Annotated in this window: 18 protein-coding genes and 1 tRNA gene; 7 read left to right on the plus strand and 12 right to left on the minus strand. The window is 37.9% G+C overall.

Annotated features, from left to right (window positions below; all coding sequences use genetic code 11):
• Positions 1 to 9: 9 nt before the first annotated feature.
• Both BUA89_RS06760 and BUA89_RS06765 read right to left on the minus strand, forming a co-directional pair.
• The gene (locus BUA89_RS06760; RefSeq protein WP_072954636.1) at positions 10 to 456 is read right to left on the minus strand and encodes a 6-pyruvoyl trahydropterin synthase family protein; all 447 of its coding nucleotides are present in this window, start codon (positions 454 to 456) and stop codon (positions 10 to 12) included.
• Positions 457 to 517: 61 nt separating this feature from the next.
• A complete protein-coding gene (locus BUA89_RS06765) occupies positions 518 to 901 on the minus strand; it encodes an acyl-CoA thioesterase (protein ID WP_072954639.1) in 384 nt (127 codons plus the stop codon).
• Positions 902 to 1008: 107 nt separating this feature from the next.
• On the opposite strand from BUA89_RS06765, the gene BUA89_RS06770 reads away from it, so the two are divergent.
• From BUA89_RS06770 to BUA89_RS06780, 3 genes are all read left to right on the plus strand, one after another.
• A complete protein-coding gene (locus BUA89_RS06770; RefSeq protein ID WP_072954642.1) occupies positions 1009 to 1662 on the plus strand; it encodes a ComF family protein in 654 nt (217 codons plus the stop codon).
• Positions 1663 to 1782: 120 nt separating this feature from the next.
• Positions 1783 to 2469 (plus strand): alpha/beta fold hydrolase, encoded by a 687-nt coding sequence (locus BUA89_RS06775; RefSeq protein ID WP_072954646.1) that lies wholly within the window; start codon positions 1783 to 1785, stop codon positions 2467 to 2469.
• 18 nt (positions 2470 to 2487) lie between these two features.
• Complete coding sequence (locus BUA89_RS06780) at positions 2488 to 3246, plus strand: hypothetical protein (protein ID WP_072954649.1); 759 nt, start codon at positions 2488 to 2490, stop codon at positions 3244 to 3246.
• An 8-nt stretch (positions 3247 to 3254) separates the two neighbouring features.
• On the opposite strand, the gene upp is transcribed toward BUA89_RS06780, so the two are convergent.
• Both upp and der read right to left on the minus strand, forming a co-directional pair.
• Positions 3255 to 3905 carry a uracil phosphoribosyltransferase gene (gene upp / locus BUA89_RS06785; RefSeq protein WP_072954652.1) on the minus strand — a complete coding sequence of 217 codons (651 nt, stop codon included), beginning with the start codon at positions 3903 to 3905 and terminating at the stop codon, positions 3255 to 3257.
• A gap of 110 nt (positions 3906 to 4015) precedes the next feature.
• Positions 4016 to 5326 (minus strand): ribosome biogenesis GTPase Der, encoded by a 1311-nt coding sequence (gene der / locus BUA89_RS06790; protein WP_072954654.1) that lies wholly within the window; start codon positions 5324 to 5326, stop codon positions 4016 to 4018.
• A 298-nt stretch (positions 5327 to 5624) separates the two neighbouring features.
• Between der and BUA89_RS06795 the strand changes: the two genes are divergently transcribed.
• The 4 genes from BUA89_RS06795 (at position 5625) to BUA89_RS06810 (ending at position 9794) form a co-directional block, all read left to right on the plus strand.
• Positions 5625 to 5695, plus strand: a tRNA-Gln gene (locus BUA89_RS06795).
• A 533-nt stretch (positions 5696 to 6228) separates the two neighbouring features.
• Positions 6229 to 6783: a helix-turn-helix domain-containing protein gene (locus BUA89_RS06800; protein ID WP_072954657.1), complete on the plus strand. Its 555-nt coding sequence runs from the start codon at positions 6229 to 6231 to the stop codon at positions 6781 to 6783.
• 720 nt (positions 6784 to 7503) lie between these two features.
• Positions 7504 to 8172 carry a helix-turn-helix domain-containing protein gene (locus tag BUA89_RS06805; protein WP_072954660.1) on the plus strand — a complete coding sequence of 223 codons (669 nt, stop codon included), beginning with the start codon at positions 7504 to 7506 and terminating at the stop codon, positions 8170 to 8172.
• A 239-nt stretch (positions 8173 to 8411) separates the two neighbouring features.
• Positions 8412 to 9794 carry a hypothetical protein gene (locus BUA89_RS06810; protein ID WP_072954662.1) on the plus strand — a complete coding sequence of 461 codons (1383 nt, stop codon included), beginning with the start codon at positions 8412 to 8414 and terminating at the stop codon, positions 9792 to 9794.
• 80 nt (positions 9795 to 9874) lie between these two features.
• Here the strand turns inward: BUA89_RS06810 and BUA89_RS06815 are convergent, their stop codons facing one another.
• The 8 genes from BUA89_RS06815 to BUA89_RS06850 all read right to left on the minus strand — a co-directional run bounded on the left by BUA89_RS06815 (position 9875) and on the right by BUA89_RS06850 (position 26028).
• A complete protein-coding gene (locus BUA89_RS06815; RefSeq protein ID WP_072954665.1) occupies positions 9875 to 11284 on the minus strand; it encodes a hypothetical protein in 1410 nt (469 codons plus the stop codon).
• Positions 11285 to 11635: 351 nt separating this feature from the next.
• The gene (locus tag BUA89_RS06820; protein WP_072954668.1) at positions 11636 to 13009 is read right to left on the minus strand and encodes a hypothetical protein; all 1374 of its coding nucleotides are present in this window, start codon (positions 13007 to 13009) and stop codon (positions 11636 to 11638) included.
• Positions 13010 to 13060: 51 nt separating this feature from the next.
• Positions 13061 to 15076, minus strand: a complete 2016-nt coding sequence (locus BUA89_RS06825; RefSeq protein WP_072954671.1) for a hypothetical protein — start codon at positions 15074 to 15076, stop codon at positions 13061 to 13063.
• Positions 15077 to 15260: 184 nt separating this feature from the next.
• Positions 15261 to 15995, minus strand: coding sequence for a DNA-binding domain-containing protein (locus tag BUA89_RS06830; RefSeq protein WP_072954674.1), 735 nt, complete (start codon positions 15993 to 15995; stop codon positions 15261 to 15263).
• A 42-nt stretch (positions 15996 to 16037) separates the two neighbouring features.
• Positions 16038 to 17231 (minus strand): hypothetical protein, encoded by a 1194-nt coding sequence (locus BUA89_RS06835; RefSeq protein ID WP_072954677.1) that lies wholly within the window; start codon positions 17229 to 17231, stop codon positions 16038 to 16040.
• A gap of 138 nt (positions 17232 to 17369) precedes the next feature.
• Positions 17370 to 17636 carry a hypothetical protein gene (locus tag BUA89_RS06840; RefSeq protein ID WP_143152279.1) on the minus strand — a complete coding sequence of 89 codons (267 nt, stop codon included), beginning with the start codon at positions 17634 to 17636 and terminating at the stop codon, positions 17370 to 17372.
• 80 nt (positions 17637 to 17716) lie between these two features.
• Positions 17717 to 18244, minus strand: coding sequence for a hypothetical protein (locus tag BUA89_RS06845; RefSeq protein WP_072954685.1), 528 nt, complete (start codon positions 18242 to 18244; stop codon positions 17717 to 17719).
• Between the two features lie 122 nt (positions 18245 to 18366).
• Positions 18367 to 26028: a beta strand repeat-containing protein gene (locus tag BUA89_RS06850; protein WP_072954688.1), complete on the minus strand. Its 7662-nt coding sequence runs from the start codon at positions 26026 to 26028 to the stop codon at positions 18367 to 18369.
• Positions 26029 to 26050: the final 22 nt, after the last annotated feature.

The raw sequence follows: 26050 nt of genomic DNA on the forward strand, positions 1-26050 counted from the left end.
TTGAATAAATTATTGATTATCTTCTGCAAACCACTCCCCGTAAGAGTTTTCTGTTTCGTGAAGTTTAAGATAAGCCAAGGAAATCCCTTCCGGAAGTTTAGACTTAATTTTTGCAGCAATGGCATATAACATATTCTCGCAAGTCGGCTGAAATGTGCAGTAAATTACTTTATGCCCCTGATTTTCCAGGCCTTCACCCAGTTCTCTGTGAGGCGACAGCCCATTGATCAGTACTGCATGATCCCAGACATCTACAATCTCAGATTTTACGATACTTTTGATATCTCCAAAATCTACCACCATCCCGTTTTTGGGATTCTCCAAATCATTAATAGGTTTTCCCTTCACCGTTACAAACAGCTTATAAGAATGTCCATGCATATTTTTACATTTTCCGTCATAATTGTACAAAACATGAGCGGTTTCGAATGTAAAAATTTTTGTAATACGTATCATGGTGCAAAGATAAGGAATTTGAGTTTTGAATCATCGCATCATTAAATAAAGCCTGTTTTCCTTAAAGCTTCTCCAGCCAATCACTTTCCAGCCTTTTAACTTTCTGTGTTTTGGCATCTACCAAGACCCAAAGCGTCAGAGAATCTACTACCAACTGATCTTTACAATAAAACTCTACTTTTCTTGGCTGGCGGATTCCTTCAGGAGCTTTCGGATAGGTTTTTACCGTAATAATATCACCGAGATACACCTGCTTTTTGTATTGAATATGATGATCCAGAAGCATCCATATATCCTCGGGATATTCTGTCTGATGCTTTACAAAATCCCAGTGCTCGCCTGCTATTTCCTCCATCCAATGTACATACTGTACGTTGTTTACATGATTGTTCCTGTCAATATGCTCTTCGGTAACTTTTATCTGTTTCTCGTAAATCAAACTCATCCTCAAAGATACTGACTTTAAAATTTTAACCGATCTCAAAAAAATCTTAAATCTGTCTTTAATACTTTTAACAAATTTCTTTAAATTAGTTTTAAGAAAATACACAAATGATTTTAGATCTCTTCTTTCCCAATCGTTGCCTGCACTGCAACCGGATCATCGATAATGAGCTATTGGTTTGCAATCTCTGCTTTGAGCAGATTCACTTTACCCATTTCAATTATTTTGAGGATAATTTTATTACCGACAAATGCAAATTGCTATTTCCTGTAGAGCATACTTTCGCGTTAATGCAGTTTGAAAAAGAAAACATAAGCCGCAAAATCATTCACGAATTAAAGTATAAGAGCAGGGAAAGAACCGGAAAAATTCTTGCAGAATGGACATGCGAAAGATTGGATTTTAAAGATGAACAACCTGATTTATTAGTAACTGTTCCCCTTCATCCTAAAAAACTGAAGGAAAGAGGCTATAACCAACTGCACCTGTTTACTGAAACACTTTCAGGATTTTATCATATTCCTTTTGATCATGAATTGATTAAAAGAAATCATTATTCTAAAGCGCAGGCTCTGAAAGACAAGCAACATCGCCTTTCAACAGAAAACACATTTTCTATCAATAAAAATATCTCAGGAAAGCACATCTTACTCATCGATGATGTATTTACCACCGGAAATACCCTCGCTTCAATTGCCTGGGAAATTTTAAAAGCCGGAGACAATAAGGTAAGTGTTCTCGTGATGGCAATTGATATTTAAATTTAAGTTTGAATTAGAAATTTTGTTTAAAATTTAATACAAATAAAACTAACAACAACCTGCTATCAACCAGCAACAACTCTCGAGTTTTTTTCTTAATTTTCCGACAAACTAATTATAATGCCAAATCTTATTTTATTGCACGGAGCTTTAGGTCACAGCGAAATTTTTGAACCCTTTAAAAGCGAACTTTCAAAATATTTTACCATTCACACGCTTTTATTTTCAGGACATGGAAATACTGACATTCCTGAACATGGAATTACAATCGAAAAATACACGAACGAATTAAAAGAATTTATTGCCAAAGAAAACTTAAAAGACGTTCATATTTTCGGGCACAGCATGGGCGGTTACGTGGCACTTTGTTATGCTTTGGAAAATCCGGAAAGCTTACATTCCATCATGACATTGGGAACAAAATTCGACTGGACGGAAGAGCAGGCCGTAAAAGAAAGTAAGATGCTGAATCCCGAAGTGATCGCAGAAAAAGTACCAAGATATGCAGAGTTATTGAAAGCCCAACACGGCTCAAAATGGAAAGAATTGCTTCCTGCGATTGCAGAAATGATGATTTTGTTAGGCAAAAATCCACCTTTGAAAGATCAGTTAGCAACGATCAATTTTCCGGTTCAGATTATGGTTGGTGACAAAGATAATATGGTAACACTGGAAGAAACGGTGAGTGTTTACAGAAACCTTCCGAATGCAAAACTATGCGTGCTTCCCGACACGAAACATCCGATGGATAAGGTTCGACCAAATCTACTTTTAAATTTAATGAAAGATTTCTGGAATTTGTCTTAAATAAACTATTGAAATTACATGAGAATAATCAATATATTATCTTTCATCGCGATATTTCTAAGCGTTTTTGTGAATGCACAAATTTCGCTGAATGTTACAGAAGTTGATTATGATACCTTTGAATTTTATATTCCACAACATCGAACTGCTACCGATCAGGAAATTAAAAATAAAGGTCATATTCTTGAAATTACTTTGAGTAATAATTCAGATAAGGAAGTTACACTCCCGCTCGATACTTTAAGTTATGCCCTGCCTTACACTGATAAAGCCAATCTCTATTACAATAAACCAGAAAATATAGTTTCGGAGCCTGATATCACGAATGTTTTGGGAATTTATCCTTTTATTTATCAGGATAAACAGTTTAAAGAACGGGAATTAGCTACAGATCCTTTCTATGAGGAAGAACAGTTGCTTGAAAAAGCACAAATTTCTAAACTGAGGCTCGAAAAAATAAATGATTGGAAAGAATCTAAAAAAATCGATAATCAGTTATCTGCGACGTACAATTGGTATCTGATTAAAAATATGATGACCATTCAACCTCATCAGAAAATTAAATACAAAATACATTTTAATCCTTACAGTAAAATGCTGCATTCATTAGGTAAGCAGGAATTTTATTATGGCTTAAAACCAAAGGCTACCTATGAGGTAACCTTTAAAATTATTTTAAATAAAAATTTATATCAATTTCTGACTAAAGAAGATAAAAGCAAGTATCCCAATATATTCACAGGCGTGATCTCTTCGAATACGATGACTTTTAAATAAAATTTAAACTATCTCTGAAGTTTTTCTCCGTAGCTTAAATCTCCTGCATCTCCCAATCCCGGTGTAATATAACCTTTTGAGGTTAAGTTTTCATCGATGGCTCCCACCCAGATTTTGGCATTGGGATAAGCTTTTTCAATGGTTTCAACCCCTTGCCTTGAAGCAATGGCGGCAACAATATGAAGCTGACTTGGATTTCCGTTCGTTAATAAATCTTTAATCGCTTCGATTAAAGAAGCTCCAGTTGCCAACATCGGATCTCCTACGATTAACGGTCTTCCTTCAATATTCGGACACGTTAAATAATCCTGTTTGATAGAAAAATAATCGTTGGCATCGTGCTTTCTGTAGGCAGCAACGAATCCGCAATCTGCTTTATCAAAATAATTTAAAATCCCTTCAAATAAAGGAACTCCCGCCCTCAAAATCGTTGTAATAACTGGCTGAATGGCAATTTCCTTTACTCTGATTTTATCTAAAGGCGTCTGAATTTCAACTTCTTTCTGTTCTAATCCTTTGCTGATTTCGAAGGCTGCAATTTCACCAATTCTTTCCATATTTCTACGGAATCTCATTCGGTCATGCTGAATTTCAACATTCCTTAATTCGTTGATCCAGGTATTAACTAAAGAAAATTGCTCTGAAAGGACTATTGTCATAGCTTTAATTTGAAAGTTAAAAAATTTGAAAATGAGATCATGAGTTTTATTTCATCCAAAATAATGAAATTAATTTTCAAATTAACTCATTTCCAAATTTTCAAAATAATTTATTTCTGTCTGAAGTATACTTCAATCGGAACTCCGGTAAATCCGAATTCTTTTCTTAACTGGTTTTCAGTAAATCTTTTGTATGGTTCTTTCACGTACTGCGGTAAGTTACAGAAGAATACAAATTGTGGAGACGGTGTCGGAAGCTGTACACAATATTTGATTTTGATGTACTTTCCTTTGTTTGCCGGTGGTGGAGTTGCTTCAAAAATCGGAAGCATTACTTCATTTAATTTTGAAGTTTTAATCTTCTTCTTACGGTCTTCATACACCTGCATTGCCAATTCTACCGCTTTCAAAATCCTCTGCTTCGTTAAAGCCGAAACAAATAAAATTGGAATATCTGAAAACTGACCGATTTTATCTCTGATCGATTTTTCGAAATCTCTGATCGTATTGGTATGTTTATCTTCAATTAAATCCCATTTGTTCACCAAAATAACAATTCCTTTTCTGTTTTTCTGAGCCAGACCGAAAATGTTCATATCCTGAGATTCCCAACCTAAAGTTGCATCAACCATGATAATTACCACATCAGAATATTCAATAGAACGGATAGAACGCATTACAGAATAGAATTCTAAATCTTCGTTTACCTTGGATTTTCTTCTCATTCCGGCTGTATCTACCAATACAAACTCATGCCCGAACTTGTTATAAAGTGTCTGGATACTATCTCTTGTCGTTCCCGCAACATCAGTTACAATGTTTCTTTCGGTATCAAGCAAAGCATTCGTCAGTGTAGATTTTCCTACATTCGGACGACCTGCAATAGTAATTTTAGGCAATCCTTCAAATGGATCTTTATAATCTGTTGTTGGAAAGTCTTTAACAACGTCATCTAAAATCTCTCCCGTTCCAGAACCTGTTGCAGAAGAAATAGTGTAGTATTTTTCGATTCCAAGCTGATAAAATTCAGTAGCGGCCAATTCTTCTTTAGACGAATCTACTTTATTTACAACAATGTAAACAGGCTTGTTGGATCTTCTTAACATTTCATGGATCTCATAATCCGTATCTGTAAGACCTTCTTCCACATTCACCATAAAAATAATCGATGTAGCTTCATCTACAGCCAATTGTACCTGCTTAGAAATTTCACCCTGAAAAACGTCATCGTTATTTACATCATAACCTCCTGTATCGATAACAGTAAAATCCACACCATTCCAGTCAGATTTTCCGTAATGACGATCTCTGGTAACCCCTGCAGTAGAGTCTACAATAGCTTCTCTTCTTTCTAATAAACGATTAAATAACGTGGATTTTCCTACGTTGGGACGCCCAACGATTGCGACAATATTCGACATAAAAATGTTTAATAATTTAATTATTAATGGGTTTCTCCAACTTTTGGAGCCCAATTTTTTGCAAAGATATGGTTTTTATTTTACTTGATTAATTGGATAAAGAAAACAGAAATAGCAGACAAGCTCATACAAATAGGTCAATCCTTATCTTCTTTTATTTCAAACAAAAAATTTTCCTTAAAAATAATTCTTTGAATATCAATAAATAAAGGCCTTTACACACATTTTTTATTAATTAATCTTCATATAGCATTTTTATTTTTGAAATAATTTATCTAATTTTGCAACATAGAAATACAGACTCATGGTGTAGCGGTAACACTACTGATTTTGGTTCAGTCATCTGGGGTTCGAATCCCTGTGAGTCTACAAAAATCTTCTGATCATCAGAAGATTTTTTATTTTTATCACTTAATGAGTTTCGTTTCGTATTGAACTGTTTTTTCCAAAAAATGTGATTAAAATAAAAATTTCAAAAAAATACAAAAAACTTTATTTCAATAGATTGCACGCTAAAAAAGCAATATAATTTCCGAAATAATTCTACCTATTTTAACTTTTCTGCTCTTTTCTATTTAATTTTGTGGTATATGACAAATAAAATATACTTAATCAAATATTAATATAAAAAGAAAGATTTTCACGTACTTTTTATTCAAATTCAACATTGCGTGATCGCCTAAAGTAATTCTTATAAATCAATACCATACATGACTAAAAATCTTGATTTTTTTTTACAGCCCAACAGAACATTTTTTAATTCTGTAAAGAAAGATAAGATATGCCGAAAAATGGATTTTAGCCCAAGGATATCAATGATTTGTCGACAATCCTTTTTACTGATAAATACCTCATGCTACAATATCTCAACCTTAAAAATATTGATTTTAAATAAAAACTTCTTGTACATTGCAATACTGCTGGCTGCAGTTGCTTCTCTTATCTATTTTTATTTTTGGCGAAGAAAACAGAAGGTTTTTCATGATAGGTATGAAAATATCATCAACCAAATTCGTATTGAGGAAAAAAAAGATTTTCAAAGTGAGCAGGAAACTGAAAATGAAGAAACAATAATTCCCGAAAAAAATATAAATATTCATGACAATACGATCAATACCATTCTCCAAAAATTAGAGAAATTTGAGAAGTCGGAAAAATATTTAAAAAAAGACAACAGCCTTACTTCACTGGCAAGTTCCCTGGAAACCAATCCCAGATACTTATCTGAAATTATTAAGCAATATAAAGGGAAGAACTTCAACAATTATCTTAACGGCTTAAGAATACAGCATATCATACAAATGCTGTACAAAGAGCCCATATACAGAGAATATAAAATAACCTACCTTGCAGAACACTGCGGTTTTGCTTCAAGAGAAGTCTTTGCCATTGCTTTCAAAAAGGAAACTGGGATGACTCCTTCTTACTTTATAGAGCAGCTTAGAGATCATGTTTAAATAATTGCCGTTTTTTAGCATAAGTCTAGCAGCATCAAATACATTCTCCATTCAGCAATTTTTCATTTTTTGAAGAATATTGTTTCTTCAAAACTCATTTTTCCATCTGTTTTGTAATATATTTTTGGCCATATGAGTAAACAGAACTTATCAATTTCTCACATTTTAAAAACTTTATTTTTTTAATCTAAAATTTGATTAAAGATTTTTCTTTTTTACACTATTTTTTTATTAATACACCCGTTTTGCATTTTGAAAAATTTTAATATTCGACTCGTCAATTCGAATGTTTTTTCGTAAAAGAGTGGAGAAAAAATGTATTGAGAATGGAATTTACCTTCAATATTAAAAACTTCTCAATACGATTTTCTTCAAAATCTATTCGAAATGACGAAAGTACATCAAAATGCACAATGGACTATTATTACATATTAAAACGGAATATAAAAACCTTAACTTTAATTTATAAATACTTAACATAAATACAGAAATCAGCTTGATAATTGAGACGTATAAAAGGAGATAAAAAAAATGATTAAAAAAGCTATTTTACAAATAAGAATAACTGACAATCAGAAATTTAAATAAAATAACAACAAGATAATATCAGAATATATATCATAGATAATTCTATAAAGATGCTGAGAGTTTATATTTTTACCAAAGGTTTTATGACAAGCAAGTCCAGAATCTGTTCCCACAATCATCAAAATAACTACCATGAAAAAATCTTTATTTATTTGCCTTGTTCTCATCTCCGATTTTATCTTTTCGCAAACACAAATTATTTCTCCGGAAAGACTAAATTATGAAAATCCTATTTTTATCTATTCAGGTATTTTCGCCGGCATTACCTCTATTTTTGGATGGCAAATTTGGAGGAAAAACAAAAAGAATTACTCAAATTATTCTTATGCTATAAAAAACGCATCGGAACATACCATTGAAGAAAGTATTAACAATTTTGCAGAACCCGTGGAAGAGCCTGAAAAAAACTATTACATCTCAACTGAGACCGCCAACATCATCTTAAAGAAACTTGTCAAGTTCGAAAATGACAAGAAGTTTCTGAAAAAAGACATTACTCTAACATGGCTTGCCAATAACCTAGGCACCAACACCAAATATCTTTCAGAGACGATAAAGATCCACAGGAATAAAAACTTTAATAATTATATAAATGGACTCAGAATTAATTATATCACCCGACTCCTCTATAGCAACCCCGAATATCGGCAGTATAAAATAGTTTCGTTGGCTAAAGAATGTGGCTATTCTTCTTCTCAGGTTTTTGTCATTGCCTTTAAAAAAGAAAACGGAATTCCACCTTCATATTTCATTGCCAATTTAAAGAATGAAGGTCCTGATTCAGAAGTATCATTTCAATAAAATAAATTAAGCAAATGCAAATCGCGTTTGCTTATTTTTATTCTATCACTTATTGTTATTATCCCATTTTCTATTGCTGAAATTATTTTATACACCTCTGCATATTAAAAGAAAATAATATTTTATTTTTCTCCTATACAACAACAGATATTAAAAATTTAACATCTTTTTTTACTTTTATTTAAATTACTGATTAAAAAAAACATTTATTTTTGTCGGAAATTCTATAAAACTAATATATGTTAATTAAAAAACTCCTCCTGCTGTTTTTTTTATCAATAACACTATTAAATGCTCAAATTTCTAATGACAGTATTCTTAAAAAAATTAATAATGCTAAAAATATAGTAGCAGATAAAGATCCTAAAAAAGCAATTAAGATAGCTTTAGAGACTAAAAAACTTTCGAAGCAAAATCATTATGATTATGGCATTATGAAAAGTGCTTACACGTTAATGCTTTTATATTATAATGGAGGCAGTTACAAAAAAGTAATCGAAGAAGCCAGAATTGCAGAAGAATATGCAATAAAACTTGATGATAATGATTACTTATCAGATATATTCAGAATGAAAGCTATCACTTATGGTGAAATGGGATTTTCAAAAGAAGCTTTGAAGGAACTGTCAAAATCACTTCCTTATGCCGATAAAATTAAATTAAAAAATAAATCTCTATATACAAAAGCAATTATTTATGAAGCTTATGCAGGAACTTATGAAAAATTAGGAGATACTAAAAAACAAATAGAAAACAGACATAAAAGTATCCTAGCAAGCAAAAAGATGAATGATACAGCAAAAACTATGGTTAACAGAAAATTCCATAATCTCGCATTACAATATGGAAGCTTAGCATATACCTATAATAATCTGAAAAAAAAGGATTCTGCTTTATTCTATTTTAATGAAGCACTAAAAATTTACAACAACAAGGATATTGATATTTATACTGACGGAAAAGCTACTCTTCTTAGTGATTTAGCAGTTTTTCATAGCAACAATAAAGATTATAACAATTCCATCAAATTTGCGAAGCAAGCCGAGAAACTGGAAAAGCAGACAACACTTCCTTACATCAGAAGAGATATTTTTAAAAGCTTGTTCGACTCCTATGCAGGAATTAACAAAGTAGATTCATCAAAATATTACCTGAGTTTATACACTGTACTAAACGACAGCATCATTAAGGTCGAGAAGAAAAGTTTGTATACGCCTGTTAACCAAATTATTTCAGACAAAGAAAAAGAAAAAAACAGTACAGTAAAAAATGTTATCTTCATCTCAGCCATTACATCAGTATTGCTTTTACTATTCGGCTGGCTGTTCTGGAGCAGAAAGAACAAAAAACTGAAAGAAGATTATAACAAACTGATCAGAAAACTGGCTCATGATAACTATGGTTCCGGAACTTCATCAGAAAATACCTCAACAGCAATCAAAGATCCGAGAATTGCTCAGGTGGTACACCTTTTATACTCCGATCCGAAATCCAGAATGTATACGGAAGATGAGCTTGCGAAGAATCATGGCTTTACTTCCAAAACAGAGTTTACTACGGCTTTCAAAAAAGCTACCGGAATTCCATTTTCTTATTTTATTAAAAAAGTACAAAAGCAATAAATTATTATAAGGCCCTTATATCCTAAAATAAATAAGCAAATGCAGAGTGCATTTGCTTATTCGTTATCACATCACCATGACTATCCTTTACGGGTTACCGAAAGGAAAATTTTCTTTTCGCCGGAAACTTCCATACACCACCATTTAAACTCATACCATCGGTAGGTCGTGGCATTTACCTGCACCTGCAAATTGGTCGTTATTACTTCTGCTGCGGTAGTTGTCCAGAATACGATGTTGTTGGCATCAATCTGTAAAAAGTCTCCCGCTGCCAGATTATTGTTCAGAGAAGTCTCGTTTTCATTGACCTGAGTGGCAAACGTCTGATAACTTACCAGCTGGGCTCCTGAAGATACATTATAAACCCGCGGATCATAATACGTGCCGCTTACTCCCTGCAAATTCATCTCTAAGCCATCCAACTGAGGCAATGCCGTTAACCCATTTGCCGTGATGTAGGTTTTCAGGTTAAAGGTATTGGCATTAGCGGTTGTTGTAGGCACAGAATACACTCTTGAAACTGTTTCCCCTATATTAATAGAACCTGAAGGCGCCGTTCCCGATCCTGTAGAAGGAAGTCCTGTTACATAACCCAATACTCCGTTGGCATCTGCCACTACCGTTCTGGTGGCTGTAAAGGTCTGGTTTTGGGTAGCAGATGCAGAACCATTGCTTTGTGTATAGATTGAATTGGCAGCCCCATTCAGCGGAAGACCTCTTAATCTGGTTATCCCGTTATGATCAAGCTTTTCTGTAGGAGTGTTAGTATTCATTCCTATATTTCCTTCTCCTGTAATGTACATTCTGTCTGATCCGGAAACGCCTCCCCCCGGACTTGTTATTATTCTTATAGGTGCGGAAGCATTGGTAATATCTGTTCCCAATGTTAATCCTGTAGAATTGTTAGTAGCTGATATTGAAGCTATACCGTTATAAAATTGCTGTAAATAAAAGTTACTGTCATTACCTCCGTAAAGCTGTATATCAGCAACCCCAGTACCGGACAAGGTATTTGCTTGGGTCAGGGCTCCGATAGAACTCCAGCTTGTGCTTTCTTCAGATCCTACAAACTCCATTTGTTTACCGTTCAAGTTCAGGGTACGACGATTTTCAGACCCTGTTAAAGAGCCATCAGCAGTATAGATATTCTTAAATATCACTTTTTGCCATATACTTCCGTCGAAAGAGTAATACCCTGCTTCGTTGATATTAACCCTCTGCCCTGTAGCTGTGCCTCCGGATACATCGGTAATGTAGATTAGCGCTCCCTGCTGATTAGTACCATACGTTGCCGTATTCGCTGTAAGCTCTGCAAGGGTCACACGAGGTGCCTGCAAACCGAATACCTGAGTATTATCGGTAATCGCTCCGCCCGCATCTCTTTTGGCGCTTACATCCATTGTGGTTTTAGGGGCTGTAGTGTTTACCCCTACCTGTGCTGAAACAGCTGCTGCAAATGCTAATGCAGCTGTTAAAATAATCTTTTTCATTGCGTTAAAATTTGAATTAAACTTTGTTTTTAATTGTGTTTCTTTTTAATATCATTCTTTATACTATACCCGTTGTGAATTTTGAAAATTTTTAATATCCCTTCCTCAACTCGAGTGTTTTTTCGTAACAAAGTGGAGAAAAAATGTATCGAGAATGGAATTTATATTAAAAACTTCTCGATACGATTTTCTTGAAAAATCTAATTGAAATGACGAAAGTACATCAAAATGCACAACGGGTTTATACTATAATCTATTTACTAAGATTGGAGAAATTTTGTAAGTCTTCCCCAACATTGGATAAATTTATTTCATTTGTTTTTAAGTAAAATGGTATTTAAAAACCTGTTTTTATTGATTCAGCTGCGTTATAGTAAGAGACCCCAGAGAAACAATGTTATCCCCGATACTGCTACACTGATAAACTACTCTTATTCTATCGCCTGCATTGAGAGCACCTGTCCAATACAATTTGTTTCCGTTATCTACATCTGTCCCTAGATTGCTTGATGAGGTATCATTCAATACATTGGTCCAGGTGGTACCTCCGTCAGTGCTTTTTTGGATACGTGCAATAGTAAACCATGATGAACTCGCATCTACTGTATGTGTATGAGAAGTCTGCATGGCTACAATATATACACCTCCCTGGCTGGCGGGTACTGTAAAGACATTGGAAGTCCAGGCATTATATACATCCAGATATTCTACAGAATAATTTCCCACTGTATTAGGTATATTCCCTTTTATATTCTGAGTTCCCGGGACACCTGCACTCACTACCAACTTCGGTACTCCCGGCGAAGTGGGTGTCCCTACAACATATCCCAACACTCCGTTCGCATCAGCAACTACCGTTCTTGTAGCCGTAAAAGTCTGGTTCTGGGTAGCAGATGCGGTTCCATTACTTTGTGTATAGATCGCATTGGTTGCTCCATTTAATGGAAGCCCTCTTAATCTTGTTATTCCAGAATTATCGAGCTTTTCCGTAGGAGAGTTTGTACTTACGCCAACATTTCCTTCTCCGGTGATACGCATCTTTTCCGTCGCTATTGCACCACCTCCTGCACTAGTATTTATGATTACCGGTGCAGAAACGGCAGTTGCATGCGTTCCTATAGTAAGGGCAGTACTGTTAGCAGTAGTAGAAATTGAAGCATTTGAATTCTGAAATTGCTGAATAAATAAATTAGTATCATTTCCTCCGTAGATTGATATACTTCCCAGAGTTCCTCCGTTCGCTGATTGATTCATACTTCCGTTAGCACTCCAGTAGGTTCTCTGTTCTGTTCCCTGATAACTCAGCTCCTTCCCGTTCAATGTCAAGGTACGGCGAGTTCCTGGCGTGGTAATAGAACCATCTGCATTATAAATATTTTTAAATAATACTTTCTGCCATACACTTCCATCAAAAGAGTAATATCCAGCTTCGTTAATATTAACCCTTTGCCCGGTAGCTGTTCCTGTGGAAACATCCGTAATATAGATTAATGCTCCTGTTTGGCCGGCTGCGTAAGTAGCCGTATTAGCCGTAAGCTCTGCCAAAGTAATTCTTGGAGCCTGTAAACCCAGTATTTGGGTATTATCCGTAATTATTCCACCCGCATCTCTTTTGACACTTACATCCATAGTTGATTTGGGAGCTTCTGTATTGACTCCTATCTGTGCTTTAACTTTTACATTGATCAGTAAGAGTGCACATGCAAAAAATGTAATTGTTTTCATGTTCTTAAGATTTATTGTTTTTATTTTATATCTTAATTTATAATTGTCCTATTACTTTCCTGTCACTAAGAATGTAAAAGATCTGTTAGACAAATCTCCATTACTGTTTCCTGTTTTTATTCTTATAATTGTATTGGAAATGAAAGAAACCTGTGTATTATCATTAGTAAATAAGGCTGCACCGGGAGTTGCCGGATTCGGATTGGTTAATGCACTCGGACCAGGCCCGTACGCATCCACAATGTTTACGGAAATACCATAAATTTCTGTGAGTGCTGTATCAAACCGTATATCAAATATACCTGCCGAAGGATTAGAAATCGTATATCCATTTCCAATCACCGAGTTAATCCCTCCTTTAGAAGAAGTAGCCGATAAAGATCCTACTGTATAGCTCGTACCTGTGGCACCGCCAATTACTTTTGCATTAACCAGCGTTCCACTATCCGAACTATTGAACCTCGCATAGATCGTCCCGCCCAGATATCTGGTAGCATCCGTACTTGTTGCCTGTACTGAAGCCACACCTGTAACATATCCCAACACTCCGTTCGCATCAGCAACTACCGTTCTGGTTGCCGTGAAAGTCTGATTCTGAGTAGCAGAAGCGGTTCCATTACTTTGTGTATAGATCGCATTGGTTGCTCCATTCAACGGAAGCCCTCTTAACCTTGTATTTCCATCTACATCCAGTTTTTCTGAAGCGAAAGCAGTACCGATTCCAAGATTTCCATTGGATAACAATCTCATTTTTTCAGTACCTACAAGTCCCCCTCCGGTACTTGTCTGAAAAATTATAGGAGTAGCCGCCTGTGTTGTAGTGGTTCCTATCAGTAATGATGTACTGTTACCTGTTCCAAGTACTTGTGCAGCAGCATTGGTATCACTCCATAACCACATTTGCACCGCACCTCCATTAGAAAGCGCCATCGAAGCTCTCGTTCCCGTTCCAGAATCCTGCCTGATACCTACTCCCGCTGTATTACTGAAAATAGTGCTTTGTGCATTGGTAAAAGTAAGACTGAAACCTGCCTGTGTAAGAGTTCTTGCGCTTGTCAGCGAACCATTGCTGTTATAAATATTAAGATCACCGATTTTCATTCTCTGCCACGCTGCACCATCGAAATAATAATATCCTGCAGTGGTAACATTGATCGTCTGCCCTGCCGGAGCACTGTCTCCTGATGTTACATACACTATGGCTGCCAACTGATTAATGGTGTAGACTTTAGCTCTCAACTGATCTCCTGTTAATCGTGGTGCTCTGATACCGTCTAAAACGCTGGTTGCAGCCGGAGTTCCTGCAACATCTAATGTAACTTGAGGGGTTATGGTTGATATTCCCACATTACCTTCTCCTGTTACACGCATCTTTTCCGTCGACAGTGCACCACCTCCTACGCTGGTACTTATCGTTACGGGAGCAGAAGCTGTCGTACCATGGGTTGATAAATTTAAAGCTGTTGAATTACTGGTGGCCTGCACCTGAGCATCTCCGTTATAGAACTGTTGCAGAAACAAATTGGAGCTGTTCCCTCCGGAAACTACGATGGCACCACTTCCTCCGGCACCCTGTCGGTTTTCCTGATACAAAACACCATCTGTCCTCCATGAACTTCTTTGATTGGGTCCGGTGATATTAAATTCTTTACCGTTCAATGTTAAAGTACGGGAACCGCCGGGGCCAACTAAAGAACCGTCAGCGTTGTAAACATTCTTATATAATACTTTTTGCCATACACTTCCGTCGAAAGAGTAATATCCTGCTTCATCTATATTTACCCTTTGTCCTGTAGCCGTTCCGGCAGATACATCGGTAATATAAATAAAAGCTCCCGTCTGGTCTGGTCCGTATGTCGCCGTATTGGATGTAAGCTCTGCAAGGGTAACCCGTGGCGCCTGTAGACCTAATACCTGTGTGTTATCGGTAATAGCTCCCCCTGCATCCCTCTTGGCACTCACGTCCATACTTGTTTTAGGGTTTGCCGTATTCACTCCGACCTGCGCCATACCTTCTGCAGCAAAAAGGAAAAGTGCTGCCGTTGTCAATAGTAATGTATTTTTCATAGTTCTTTGGTATTTGTTTTTATTCTATTTTTTACTCCGTCATCATGATTTACCTTTCTTTCATTATTTATTTTTCAGACCTACCCACTCGGGCGATTCAGACCTCCTGATACGAGCGATTCAGCCTGTCTGATACGGGCGAATCGGTACCCCTGATACGGGCGTATCAGAGATACCAATAATTTTACTCTACAGTAAGCTGTTTATCAAAGAATGCCGTACGGGATTCTTTTAAATGAACAGAACTTCCGCTGAATTGGGTAGTAACCTCCACAGTATAGTTTCCGGCAGGTAAATCCGGGATGACGATAATAAGTTCTGAAGGATTGTTGGTCACAATATCGCCAGAGTCTACAGGTATCCTTTCCTGAGTGGCCGTTTCGATAAAATAAATTCCGTTAGCAGGACTATCACCCGATATTTTTAGTCTGCTTCCTGATATCTTAAGGTTTCTGCCGGGAGTAAGGATATCATTTACGGTACCGCTTTTCACATCTGCTACCTGAAGAATGGTAGAAGTGGCCTCAGCCACGCCGATAATATTTACCTCTATCGTAGGGATTTCTGCTCTCAGTTTCTCCCCTTGATTGAATCTGAACAATATGCTGTGCTTATCACTGTTGAAGGTTTCTGAAGGGCTGTCGAAAACCCCTCTAATCAATGTGCTTGCGGTAAAGTATCCGGTGTTTACAGAGTAGCCGTCGCAAAGCTGGTATGCCATTTCTTTCAGAAAAAGTTCTGTAGCATGCTCCATTGCTGCTGCCGATACATCTGCTCCTCCACGGTTAGCCGCCGATTCGCAGATCTCTTTTACATTCAAAGAACGCTCACTTATGGTACGGGCAATAAAATCATTGGGATTGTCTTTCGTTAAAAAATTATCGTACAGATACGCTTTAATTTTGTGTAGAATTGGCATAATAATGTGTTTTTATAAGTTGTCTTTAAATATTGGAATAATTTATTTCAGTCTTTTTACTGATATGGATATCTTTCTGATATCATCGCTTGCGTTTGTAGTGTTGTTATTGTCAATCACAGGATAGTAATTGGCTCTGTACCAGTGATTATTTACCCAAAGATCCACTGTTTCAATTTCGGTGTGAGATGTTGAGGGGCTTGTATAGTTCGCCGGAGTACTGCTTGTTGTCATATTTAATCCGTTCCCATTGTAGATCCCGTCATCAAGATTAATAAAGTTATTCGGTCCCAGTAAGATATTGCTGGAGCCAAAATTCTGCACGCTTGACATGGCAGAGAAATTTACTTTAAGGTTACCTCCCGAAACATTCACCAAACGAGGTAACCCGGAAATGGTTCCTGCTCCCGAAACCGCATCAATAAAGTAATAATCGAATCTCATCCCATCCATTACAGGGATATCGGTAGTATAGTTACTGAGATAATTTGCGGCAAGGTTTGTGGTGGCGTTTAGCCCTCCGCTTCCTATATTGGCAGGAGCTTCACCGGACCAGAATACTTCCTGACCAACAGAAATCACACTGCCGGATCCTACCGCCGCACTGCATGTTTTTCCTCCTATATTTATTGAAAAAGTAGTAACAGAAGGGCTTGAAACCGTAGGTGTTCCTGTGATGTTATAATAGAGGGTTCCCGCACCATTAGAAAAATTACCCGGAACGAGGGTCGCCGTAAGCCCATTAACAGGACCAATAGACTGAGCCGGATAGCTACCTCCATTTCCTCCTGTATAAGGAACACTCATGGTTCCTGTATACGGAACTCCGGAAGTATATGTATCAGGAGTAAGAGATACAGAGTTACAGTTCAGAGTCCCCACTGTGCCTATGGCTATTGAGGTGCCATCCAGCTTACGCCACTCCGTACCGTTCCAGAAAACATATCCTACGTAATTTAAATTTACATTTGTTCCCGAGTTGAAGACCAATAAGCCTGTCGCCGGGTTTGGAATGGTTGCTACATCTGTATTGGAAGCAAGAGCAAGCCTCGGTCCTAAAAAGCCTTTCTTACTGCCTGCTGCAAGATTATTTACATTTAGCTCAAGAATAGCAGACGGGTCAGGATTTTCAACACCTATTCCCACCTGTCCTGATAATTGCAGATTCATAAACAAAACAGCAGGAATAATAAATTTTAGCTGCACATGTTTGATTGGAATTAATTTGTTTTTCATACGGTTTTATGATGTATATTATTTTTTGATTCTTTTAATTTTACACCTTCGGGTCCGCATCGGCTTTTTTATTCATTATCATCGGAAAAACCGTTTTATGACATATGAAGGCGAAAATTGATCGTGATAAAATTTGGTTTACCGCTGATCTTTAATGAAGATAACAAAGGCAACCTTCTTCTTATCAACTTTGCAGCTGCCCTGTAAAGAGAGCGACAAAGCCTGTATCATTTTTTGAAATAGACTTTCAAATCTGGTGCGAATCGTAAAAGGATGTTGAGCTTCTGCATTAATCGTGTACACTTTCCCGGTACTATCACTTATATGCTTCAGTAAGAAATCATGGAAGATTTCTTTTCGGAATGTATCGCAAGGGATACATTGAATATCGTTTAGAATCATCATTATTTTTGTGTGTTTTGTTTTTTTTATTTTAAAAGAGAAAGAAGGAAGGCATTTTTCAGCCCTCCTTTTCCCTGCATGTGTTATGGCTTCCAGAAAGTCCATACTGTACCGTTGTATACGGCCAGCTGTCTTTTTGTAGTGTCATATACCATCATTCCCGCACTGGGGTTTATAATGTTAAGATGTGGGCTGGCTACCTTGGGCAATATCATCGCCTTATTGGTATCGCCCAATACCAGGATTCCTGGTGTTGTTGTTGTTGTATTTCCACCTGAAAGAATGGCAACCTTTGCTCCGGGCTGCTCTATCTTGTCGGCTCCCTGAATACTAAGATCGGCCGTTCCTGTTGCATCAATACTAAAATCAAACCATGCGTTATCCTTTAAATATTTTACCTTATGATCTGTTGTATCATAGATCATTGTGCCATTTTCTGTAATCCCGGATTTATCGATGACATACGGGAGAATCATTCCCCTGTTTTCGGTATCCGCAAATTCCAGAGAAACCGAAGTATTGGTAACAGCCTGCTTACCGATGGCCACTTGTGATTTTGCTGTTGTGCCAGCTAATATCAACAGGGATGTTGTAATAATTACTGCTCTCATTTTTTTATGTTTAATAGTTAATCAGCTGAAAATTGAATTCTGCTGAGTTTGTCAAAACATTTTTATTTTTAATTTTTTAAATCTCATAGGTTTTTGGAAACCTATGAGATTGGTTTAAAATATTAGTTAGGAGAAAATCCTATGGCTTGCAATGCATATGACATCAGGTTATGAATAAAAATCTCCTGCGGAGTATCAATTACAGTACCTGATACAGCTGCGGCACGGAAAATACCTTCGTCGTATACAAATATGGCTCTGTTACCAGCTCCTGCAAGGTATACTCCGGCATAATCTGAACTTGTAGTGGTAGGATAATTCATATAGGCAGCAATAAATGAAGCCGGAGGAATATTAGTAACCGGAGGAACTGCCTGACCTTGAACTCCTGTAATTACTATACCTCCTCCTGTACCAAACACACCATTGCTAATAGTGCTGTCTAATGTTCTTGCCTGCGCATTGGCTCCTGCCTGTGCATCACTTCCGTTACTGATATTACCCGTTCCTCCGAAAGCCGAATTAAGGGCATTTCCTGCAGATTGCGCTCCATCTTCAAGAACAATCACTACCCCTCCTAAATCTGTAAATGCTTTGATTTTTGCAGGGGCGTCAGCTGCAGTCATATTATTATATCCTGTAACAATAACGTCATATTTAGCTTTTAGCTGTGCTGCGCTGAAGGTAGCCGCAGTTGCATCTACATCAGAATTTGCATTGATCCAGTTCCAACCTGTAATCCCTTTGAAAGTGCCCGATGCACCGTAATTTGCGGTATTCTCGAGTTGATTTCTGTAAGCAGTATGTCCTGAGAAAAGATTAAAACCTGAAGCTCCCCAATATCCTATATTCACAGGTCTTGGCGTTAACGTTGGCGTACCCACCGCAGTGTCCGGACAAGCTTGTGATGAGATACAGTGCCAAGCTAAAGCGGTATCTCCGTCTTTTAGGGTGTACATCTTCATACATTTGTTGGTAGTATCGTATACCATCATACCTTCTACAAAGTTGGAAGGTGCAATACCTACAGGATTAGCTCCTGAGAACGCCACTCTGTTCGGTACAAAACCTTTTACCTTAGATTCCAATGCCAACCATGCTCCTGTACGGATGCCCGGCCAGTTGTCTCCTGTAGCTCCTGCTCTGTTAAGCGCAGTAATCCCTGTTTTAGTGCTAAGTGCAGGATTTCCTACACCTGCCACAGCTCCTGGCTTGTAGCATACTCCTTCAGTAATACCTAATGTGAACACCTGTCCGTCATTTAGATTTATATTGTTAAAGAATGCTGCCGATCCTGACACATAAGATGAAGCAGGGATTGCCTGAACCGCTCCCGTAGTGAAATCTCCATCTCCGTCCGAATCAATAAGAAGCATTATGTTGTTAACATTAGCTCCCGTTAAGCTAACACCAGCTAAGTTGAATCTTAAGGAAACATTAGAGATATTTGTACCGTCTGTGTTTGCCTGAGCCACTTTCCATTCTCGGTCTAATCTTCTCTGTACATTAGCCGGTAATTCTGTCGTCTGCTGTACAACAGCGTTTGCACTACCTCTGTTATTGGCAAATAGCATATACTCCTGATCCCCGTCAATCGCAGTACGCGCTGCATTAAGGTTTAGTGAATTAAAGTCTGTATTGGTAGATACTGTAAGAATATCACCTGCATTGTTAGACTTGGAGATACGCTGGTTCAAGCCATAATGGTCATCTCTACCCAAGCCGAAGACATCAAATCTGTACGCAGCATCTGATGCACGAACCACCGCTCCTGAACTGTTTACATACGGATAGTTAACGTTTCCAGCAGTACCTCCGACAACGTCTGTACCTCCCGTTAGCGTAATTCCATATTTTACAGCCAAGTAAGATTCTACCATGGCTCTTTCAGCATCTGAAAGAAGTCTGTCGTACACAATTAACTCGGCATAAGAACCGTTTAATCTTCCTTCAGGGTCATTAAGTGTAGTTGGAGCCGAGAAATGTTTACCCATTCTTACCAAGCCGCTCAGTAATCTTCCTTCACCTGTTCTGGTGTTATCCGGGTCAGCATTTTGGTTAAGGATATCATTAGAACCGTTTCCATATGTGCTGTAATACACTTCTTCATCTCCTACTCTGTTTCTCAGCATCGTACCAATTGCCGGCTGTGTCTGAAGTCCTAAATTTCCTAAGTAGGAGTAATCACCTGAAGAACCTCCACCGAATGACATGAAGCTTCCCGCTGATACCCCGAATGACATATCTGCCCTTTCGGGTGCAGGATCTCCCGCACTTGGGGTTGAAACATCACCGCCGTATAAAAGCATGTTTTCATAATACTGAGTACCAAAACCAGCCGCTTTGAATACACTAATCACGGTCTGATTTCCAAGGGTAGGTGTTGTAAACTGTACAGCATTTCCTCTGTTAAGATTAGAGAAATTAACAACCGGGTTGAAGTTGAAGTTATCCGTAGCATTATATCTATAGAAAGGTAATGTAGGAAGAGTAGCCGCAGTTTCTGCAGATTCTCCCGGATCTACTGTAGGTATAGTACCGTTCTGAGCTCCGTTTACAATTTCCTGATCATACCAGGTTGAAATCTGAGTGTTATCAGCCGGAACACCTGAAGCTGTGTTAACTCCTTTATCTGCTTTTACCCAAAGCACTTGAGGCTGTGCCTCTGATCCAAAAGTGATATATCTTGCAGTAGCATCAGTATCAAAACTCTTATTGAATACCCATTTGCCTCCGCTGAAAACACCTGCTACAGACTGAACATTTACCGTAAATGCGGCATCATCTGCGACAAACATACGGATATTGTTACCTGCTGCGAAGCCTGTTCCGTAGGCAGAAAGATCTGCTGAGAAATAGATATTTCCCAATGTATTGGTTCTCTGCGACAGCCAGATTCTCTGGATACGCTGTGCCGGATTAGCTCCTATGACAAAGCTAACCAAAGGTGTAGCCGTTACAAGATTGTCACCTGCCAAGAAATATTTCTGGTCTCCTGACAACGCCGTTCTTGATGCAGTGGTATTCTGAGAAACGAAATCATTATTCGTCGCCATGCTAAGAATAGTTCCTGCGTTTACACTCTTAGAAACTTTTTGATGTAAAGATGAAATATCATCTTTTGCCAATCCGAATACGTTATTATTATACGCAGTATTCAATGCCCCATTCCAGATGGCAGCATCTGCAGAAGAAACGTAATTATCCGTTGCAATACGTCCTAATGTAATACCATATTTAATCGCAAGATAGGTATCTACTTTTCTTCTTTCTGCATCAGAAAGCGTACCTGCTCCATAAACAATCGTTTCTCCGATATTTCCTATAAAGCCACGGTTATCACTTCCGTTGCTTCCAAACTGAGTATCTCCGAAATAGTGACCTCCGAATTGTTCCCCTTGAGCAGCATAAGTTTCAGCAGTACCTAAAGCACCACCGTTTAATCCTTTTGCAGCTGTTGTATTCGTCAGCTTATGATACATAATACTAGGAATAGTAGTAGAAAATGCAGGATTTACCCCTGGGAACTGTGTCCCTCCACCGATAGGTCTTCTTTCTACCGTACCTGTAGGAGACAAGCCGAAAGCATCCATTATTGCATTATTACTATTACCGCTGTTGTCCTGAGCAACACTGAAATATCTTGGATTTCCACCACCGGCAGCCATCCCCTCTTTGGTAAGCGTAAAGACATCAAAATCCAGACTCGTCAAAGTACGCACAACATTATTACCTATGGTTTGTGTTCCCGCAGTAAAATTAAGTCCCGGATTAAAGTTGAAGTAATCTGCTGCTCCTATTCTATATTTAGGAAGCGCATTAGCTCCTTTTTGTGTAGAAACCGTACCTGCGAAGTAATCTGTCCATGAAGTTACATCAGAACCATTACCTGTATTGACGGCGTCAATATCTGCTCTGTACCATTGACTTAATCCGTTCACAACCCCTCCAGGAGCATTTGCAAACGCTGCGAAAGTAAAGAACTGGCCATTTCCGATCGTCACATCGGCATAGTTATAGGTAACACCGTTTACGGTCTGGGTATTTACAGACATATCCGTTACCGTATCATTACTATCAAATACAGCATCCGGGCTCTGGATTAATCTCAATGCTTTTAAACCTGCTGGCCAAGCAATACGTACCGTTCCTACATTTCCTGTGTTCTGTGCTTTCCAAATTGAGGCGAAACGGTAGTTAACTCCTGCAATTCCACTGATAGGAACTGAAAGGTTCTGTTTTAATCCGTTGTCTCCCACCATTAGGAACTGACCGTCTATTAAACTGTTTGTATTAAGACCATTGGTGTTAGCCAATGTACCTCCTGCTCCAATGATCAATTTCTGGTTGTTATTGATACTCTTAGATTGCTTTTGATGCAACGCTGACAAGAAGTCGTTAGCAATACCAAAAATATTATTGTTATAGCCTGTATTTGTAGCACTGTTCCAAACATTGGTAGAATTACTGCTTAAATAATTAGGTGTATTAGCAATATCTAAAGTAATTCCCCCTTTAATAGCAAGATAAGAATCTACTCTGTTGATATCATTTGCTGAAAGAACTCCATCAAAAACAATAGTTTCTGCCATTGTCATAGCAACACCATCATCATCTCCCCCATCGTTAGCATTTCTACCAAACAAGATGCCACCATTTGCTCCTGTTGTAATATTGGAATAGGTATCATTAGCTCCTGCGACAGCACCATTCAAAGATCTGGTAAACAAAGTATTCGTAAATGTATTTCTTACGATTGTAGTATTGGTAAGCTGATTATATCTATAACCAGTTGCTACCGCGGCACCTAACACAGTAGTTCCGGCACTATTTCTCATTCCTATATTAACCGCAGCAAGCCCTGGACTATCATAACGTAATCCACCCGAAAATCCAGTATAATTCAATCCAAAGATTCTGTCATATCCATTACCTGTAACAGGAGTTGTGCTGGTAAAAATTGTATGATTTGCTCCTGAAAGAAGATTTAAGTTACCTGAATTTCCTAAGGCATTTGCAGATGCAAAAGTGATACCTGGATTGAAATTCAAATTCAATCCTGTTCCGTCTACTGCGGTAGGAGTTGAAGTAGTATTTGCCAACCCAGGTGAAACAGGCACCTGACCGGCCGAGTAATCAGTCCAAGTTGCTACACCTCCAGTTGCCGGTGTAAGTCCTTTATCTGCTCTGTACCAAAGTGAAGAAAGAACTCCGCCCGGTGCATGAACAAATGCTGCAAGAGTAAAGTACTGACCATTAGCTAACGTTACATCAGCATAATTATAAGTAACACCATTTACAATCTGAGTATTTATACTCATATTAGTTGCAGTATCTGTACCGTCAAAAACAGCATCTGAACTTTGAACCAATCTAAGTTCCGATAACCCTGCAGGCCAAGCGATACGTACTGTACCGACATCTCCCGTATTCTGAGCTTTCCATATTGATTCAAAACGGTAATTAACCCCAGTAATACCACTGATAGGAACTACAGGACTTTGTTTCAAACCATTATCGCCTACAATTAAGAATTGGCCGTTTGTTAATGTATTAGTATTTAAAGCATTGGTATTAGCTAATGCCCCACCTGCTCCAATTACTAATTTCTGTCCATCATTAATACTTACTGATTGCTTTTGTTCTAATGCAGAAACAAAATCATTAGCAATACCAAAAATATTCTTATTGTATGCTGCATTTACAGCATTATCCCAAACCACCTGATCTGAAGAAGATACATAATCATGAGGTAATGTAATGCCATATTTTACACTGGTATATGTTCTTACTTTAATTTTTTCAGCTGGTGTAAGATCTCTTTCATAGGCAATCATATCTCCCATTACTCCGTTCATGACCTCCGGCTGAGAACCTAAAATACTTCCGTTTGCCTGAAGTGAATTAGCCGTTGTTCTTGTCTGGGTTGTATTAGCAATTGTTCCGTTAAGTCCATATTTTATTCCAGCTACATTAACTGTATAAGACATATCCGTTAATAAAAACTTATTATCAGGATATAACCCCGGAAATGCAGATGTAATTGTATTATACAATACAATATCATCATTCAGTTTGGTTACTGCCGGAGAGTTAGCATTGGTTAAAGAAGCCGTAGTCGTTGTACCATCAAAACCCCAAATATCTCTGTAGCCACTTGTTCCACCTGTTCTTGTTAGAGTAGTTGTGAAGTATGTGGCACTTAATCCGTTAGTTGTAAAAGGTCCTCCCGAAGGGAAAGCCATAAAACGTCCATCTGAAGATGCAGCACCTCCGAAATCTACTACAGGATTAAAGTTATAAAGCGTTGTAGCGACGAAGGGCTGACGAGCAGTGTTAGTTTGAGTAAAATCATTTGCATTGATTGATTTATCCTGCCACACTGAAGGCGTAAATCCATTATCAGGCTTCAGCCATACTCTTAAATCACCTACTACTCCACCTGGAGCTTGTACAAATGCAGCTAAAGTGAAATATTGACCATTTTCTAATGTTACATCTGCATAATTGTAGGTAACTCCATTTACTGTCTGAGTATTTGCAGCCATATTAGTAACTGTGTCACTATTATCAAATGCAGCATCACTACTTTGGATTAATCTTAAATTCGTTAATCCCGCAGGCCAAGCCACTCTTATTGTTCCTACACTTCCGGTATTCTGAGCTTTCCAGATTGAAGCGAAACGGTAGTTAATTCCCGGTATTCCACTGATAGAAACATTAGGAGTTTTTTGTAAACCGTTATCTCCCCACACAAGATATTGTCCGTTGGTAAGAGAAGTTGCATTTGCAGCATTTGTATTTGCTAATCCCGTTGTTCCTATTAATATCTGCTTACCTGGATTTGTGCTCCAAGACTGTTTTTGATTTAATCCCGTAACATCTCTGGCAATTCCTGCAATGTTATTGTTATATCCTGCATTCACTGTTGTACCCCAAACGGTAGCACTTGAAGAGTTTTTATAATCTCTGGTACCCTGTGCATAAGTAGTTCCGTATTTAATTGCCAAATAAGACTCTACCCTGTCCATCTCATCAGCAGTCAAAGCGTTTTCGAAAATAAGCATTTCGTTTACCTGGCCGTTAATAGACCCCCAATTGGTGTCTCCACCCACTCGGATATCTCTTGCATTAACATCAAGGACAGCATTTTGTAGCTGAGTTCCCGCATAATTGGATCTTACCCCATTCAAAGAGACTGTAGAACTTGCATAAGCCGCGGTAGCTCCTCCTCCGTTTTGCCAGTTTGCTCCTGCTGTAAAATAATAATTACTGGAGAAACTGTTTGTTGTTAGGCCTTGATAGCCGGGACCGCCTGTAAAAAATAACAGATTATTCAGACCGTTATTAGAAGTGTGAAGCCCAGGATAATCCATTGAGGAATCAAAGCCGAAGATCCCCCCGCTGGTGAAGTTATTCATATAACCCGCCGCGTAGAGCGTTCCGTTTACACGGTCTATAATATTTATTCCCGCTCCCGGCTGAAACTCCATCCATTTGCTTTGGAATGTAACAGTGGGATTGAAGTTTGCTAAAGTAGTAGTATTGGAAAATGTTGGGCGAAGTCCTGCATTTGTCTGCAAAAGATTGAAACCGTTGCCCTGTGCATCATTCCATTGATATACCGTCGTATTATTCGCTGAATTGGTAATACCTGCATCTGAAAACAATGAGCTTGTAGCATCAGCCCTATACCAGGCTGCCGGGGTAACACCACCCGGCGATTGTCCAAATAACAGTAATGGCGACGATAGCGCAATTAATAAAGTTATTATTCTTCTCATTATTTAATTATTTAGTTATTAT

The organism is Chryseobacterium arachidis (assembly GCF_900129245.1).
In the GTDB taxonomy this organism is placed as follows: domain Bacteria; phylum Bacteroidota; class Bacteroidia; order Flavobacteriales; family Weeksellaceae; genus Chryseobacterium; species Chryseobacterium arachidis.

Excerpts from the sequence above, each read along its gene's own strand:
- BUA89_RS06815 (WP_072954665.1), bottom strand. The coding sequence starts at position 11,284 with ATGAAAAAGATTATTTTAACAGCTGCATTAGCATTTGCAGCAGCTGTT.
- BUA89_RS06845 (WP_072954685.1), bottom strand. The coding sequence starts at position 18,244 with ATGAGAGCAGTAATTATTACAACATCCCTGTTGATATTAGCTGGCACA.
- upp (WP_072954652.1), bottom strand. The coding sequence starts at position 3,905 with ATGACAATAGTCCTTTCAGAGCAATTTTCTTTAGTTAATACCTGGATC.
- BUA89_RS06775 (WP_072954646.1), top strand. The coding sequence starts at position 1,783 with ATGCCAAATCTTATTTTATTGCACGGAGCTTTAGGTCACAGCGAAATT.
- BUA89_RS06825 (WP_072954671.1), bottom strand. The coding sequence starts at position 15,076 with ATGAAAAATACATTACTATTGACAACGGCAGCACTTTTCCTTTTTGCT.
- BUA89_RS06765 (WP_072954639.1), bottom strand. The coding sequence starts at position 901 with ATGAGTTTGATTTACGAGAAACAGATAAAAGTTACCGAAGAGCATATT.
- BUA89_RS06830 (WP_072954674.1), bottom strand. The coding sequence starts at position 15,995 with ATGCCAATTCTACACAAAATTAAAGCGTATCTGTACGATAATTTTTTA.
- BUA89_RS06810 (WP_072954662.1), top strand. The coding sequence starts at position 8,412 with ATGTTAATTAAAAAACTCCTCCTGCTGTTTTTTTTATCAATAACACTA.
- der (WP_072954654.1), bottom strand. The coding sequence starts at position 5,326 with ATGTCGAATATTGTCGCAATCGTTGGGCGTCCCAACGTAGGAAAATCC.
- BUA89_RS06805 (WP_072954660.1), top strand. The coding sequence starts at position 7,504 with ATGAAAAAATCTTTATTTATTTGCCTTGTTCTCATCTCCGATTTTATC.
- BUA89_RS06850 (WP_072954688.1), bottom strand. The coding sequence starts at position 26,028 with ATGAGAAGAATAATAACTTTATTAATTGCGCTATCGTCGCCATTACTG.
- BUA89_RS06780 (WP_072954649.1), top strand. The coding sequence starts at position 2,488 with ATGAGAATAATCAATATATTATCTTTCATCGCGATATTTCTAAGCGTT.
- BUA89_RS06770 (WP_072954642.1), top strand. The coding sequence starts at position 1,009 with ATGATTTTAGATCTCTTCTTTCCCAATCGTTGCCTGCACTGCAACCGG.
- BUA89_RS06760 (WP_072954636.1), bottom strand. The coding sequence starts at position 456 with ATGATACGTATTACAAAAATTTTTACATTCGAAACCGCTCATGTTTTG.
- BUA89_RS06840 (WP_143152279.1), bottom strand. The coding sequence starts at position 17,636 with ATGATGATTCTAAACGATATTCAATGTATCCCTTGCGATACATTCCGA.
- BUA89_RS06835 (WP_072954677.1), bottom strand. The coding sequence starts at position 17,231 with ATGAAAAACAAATTAATTCCAATCAAACATGTGCAGCTAAAATTTATT.
- BUA89_RS06820 (WP_072954668.1), bottom strand. The coding sequence starts at position 13,009 with ATGAAAACAATTACATTTTTTGCATGTGCACTCTTACTGATCAATGTA.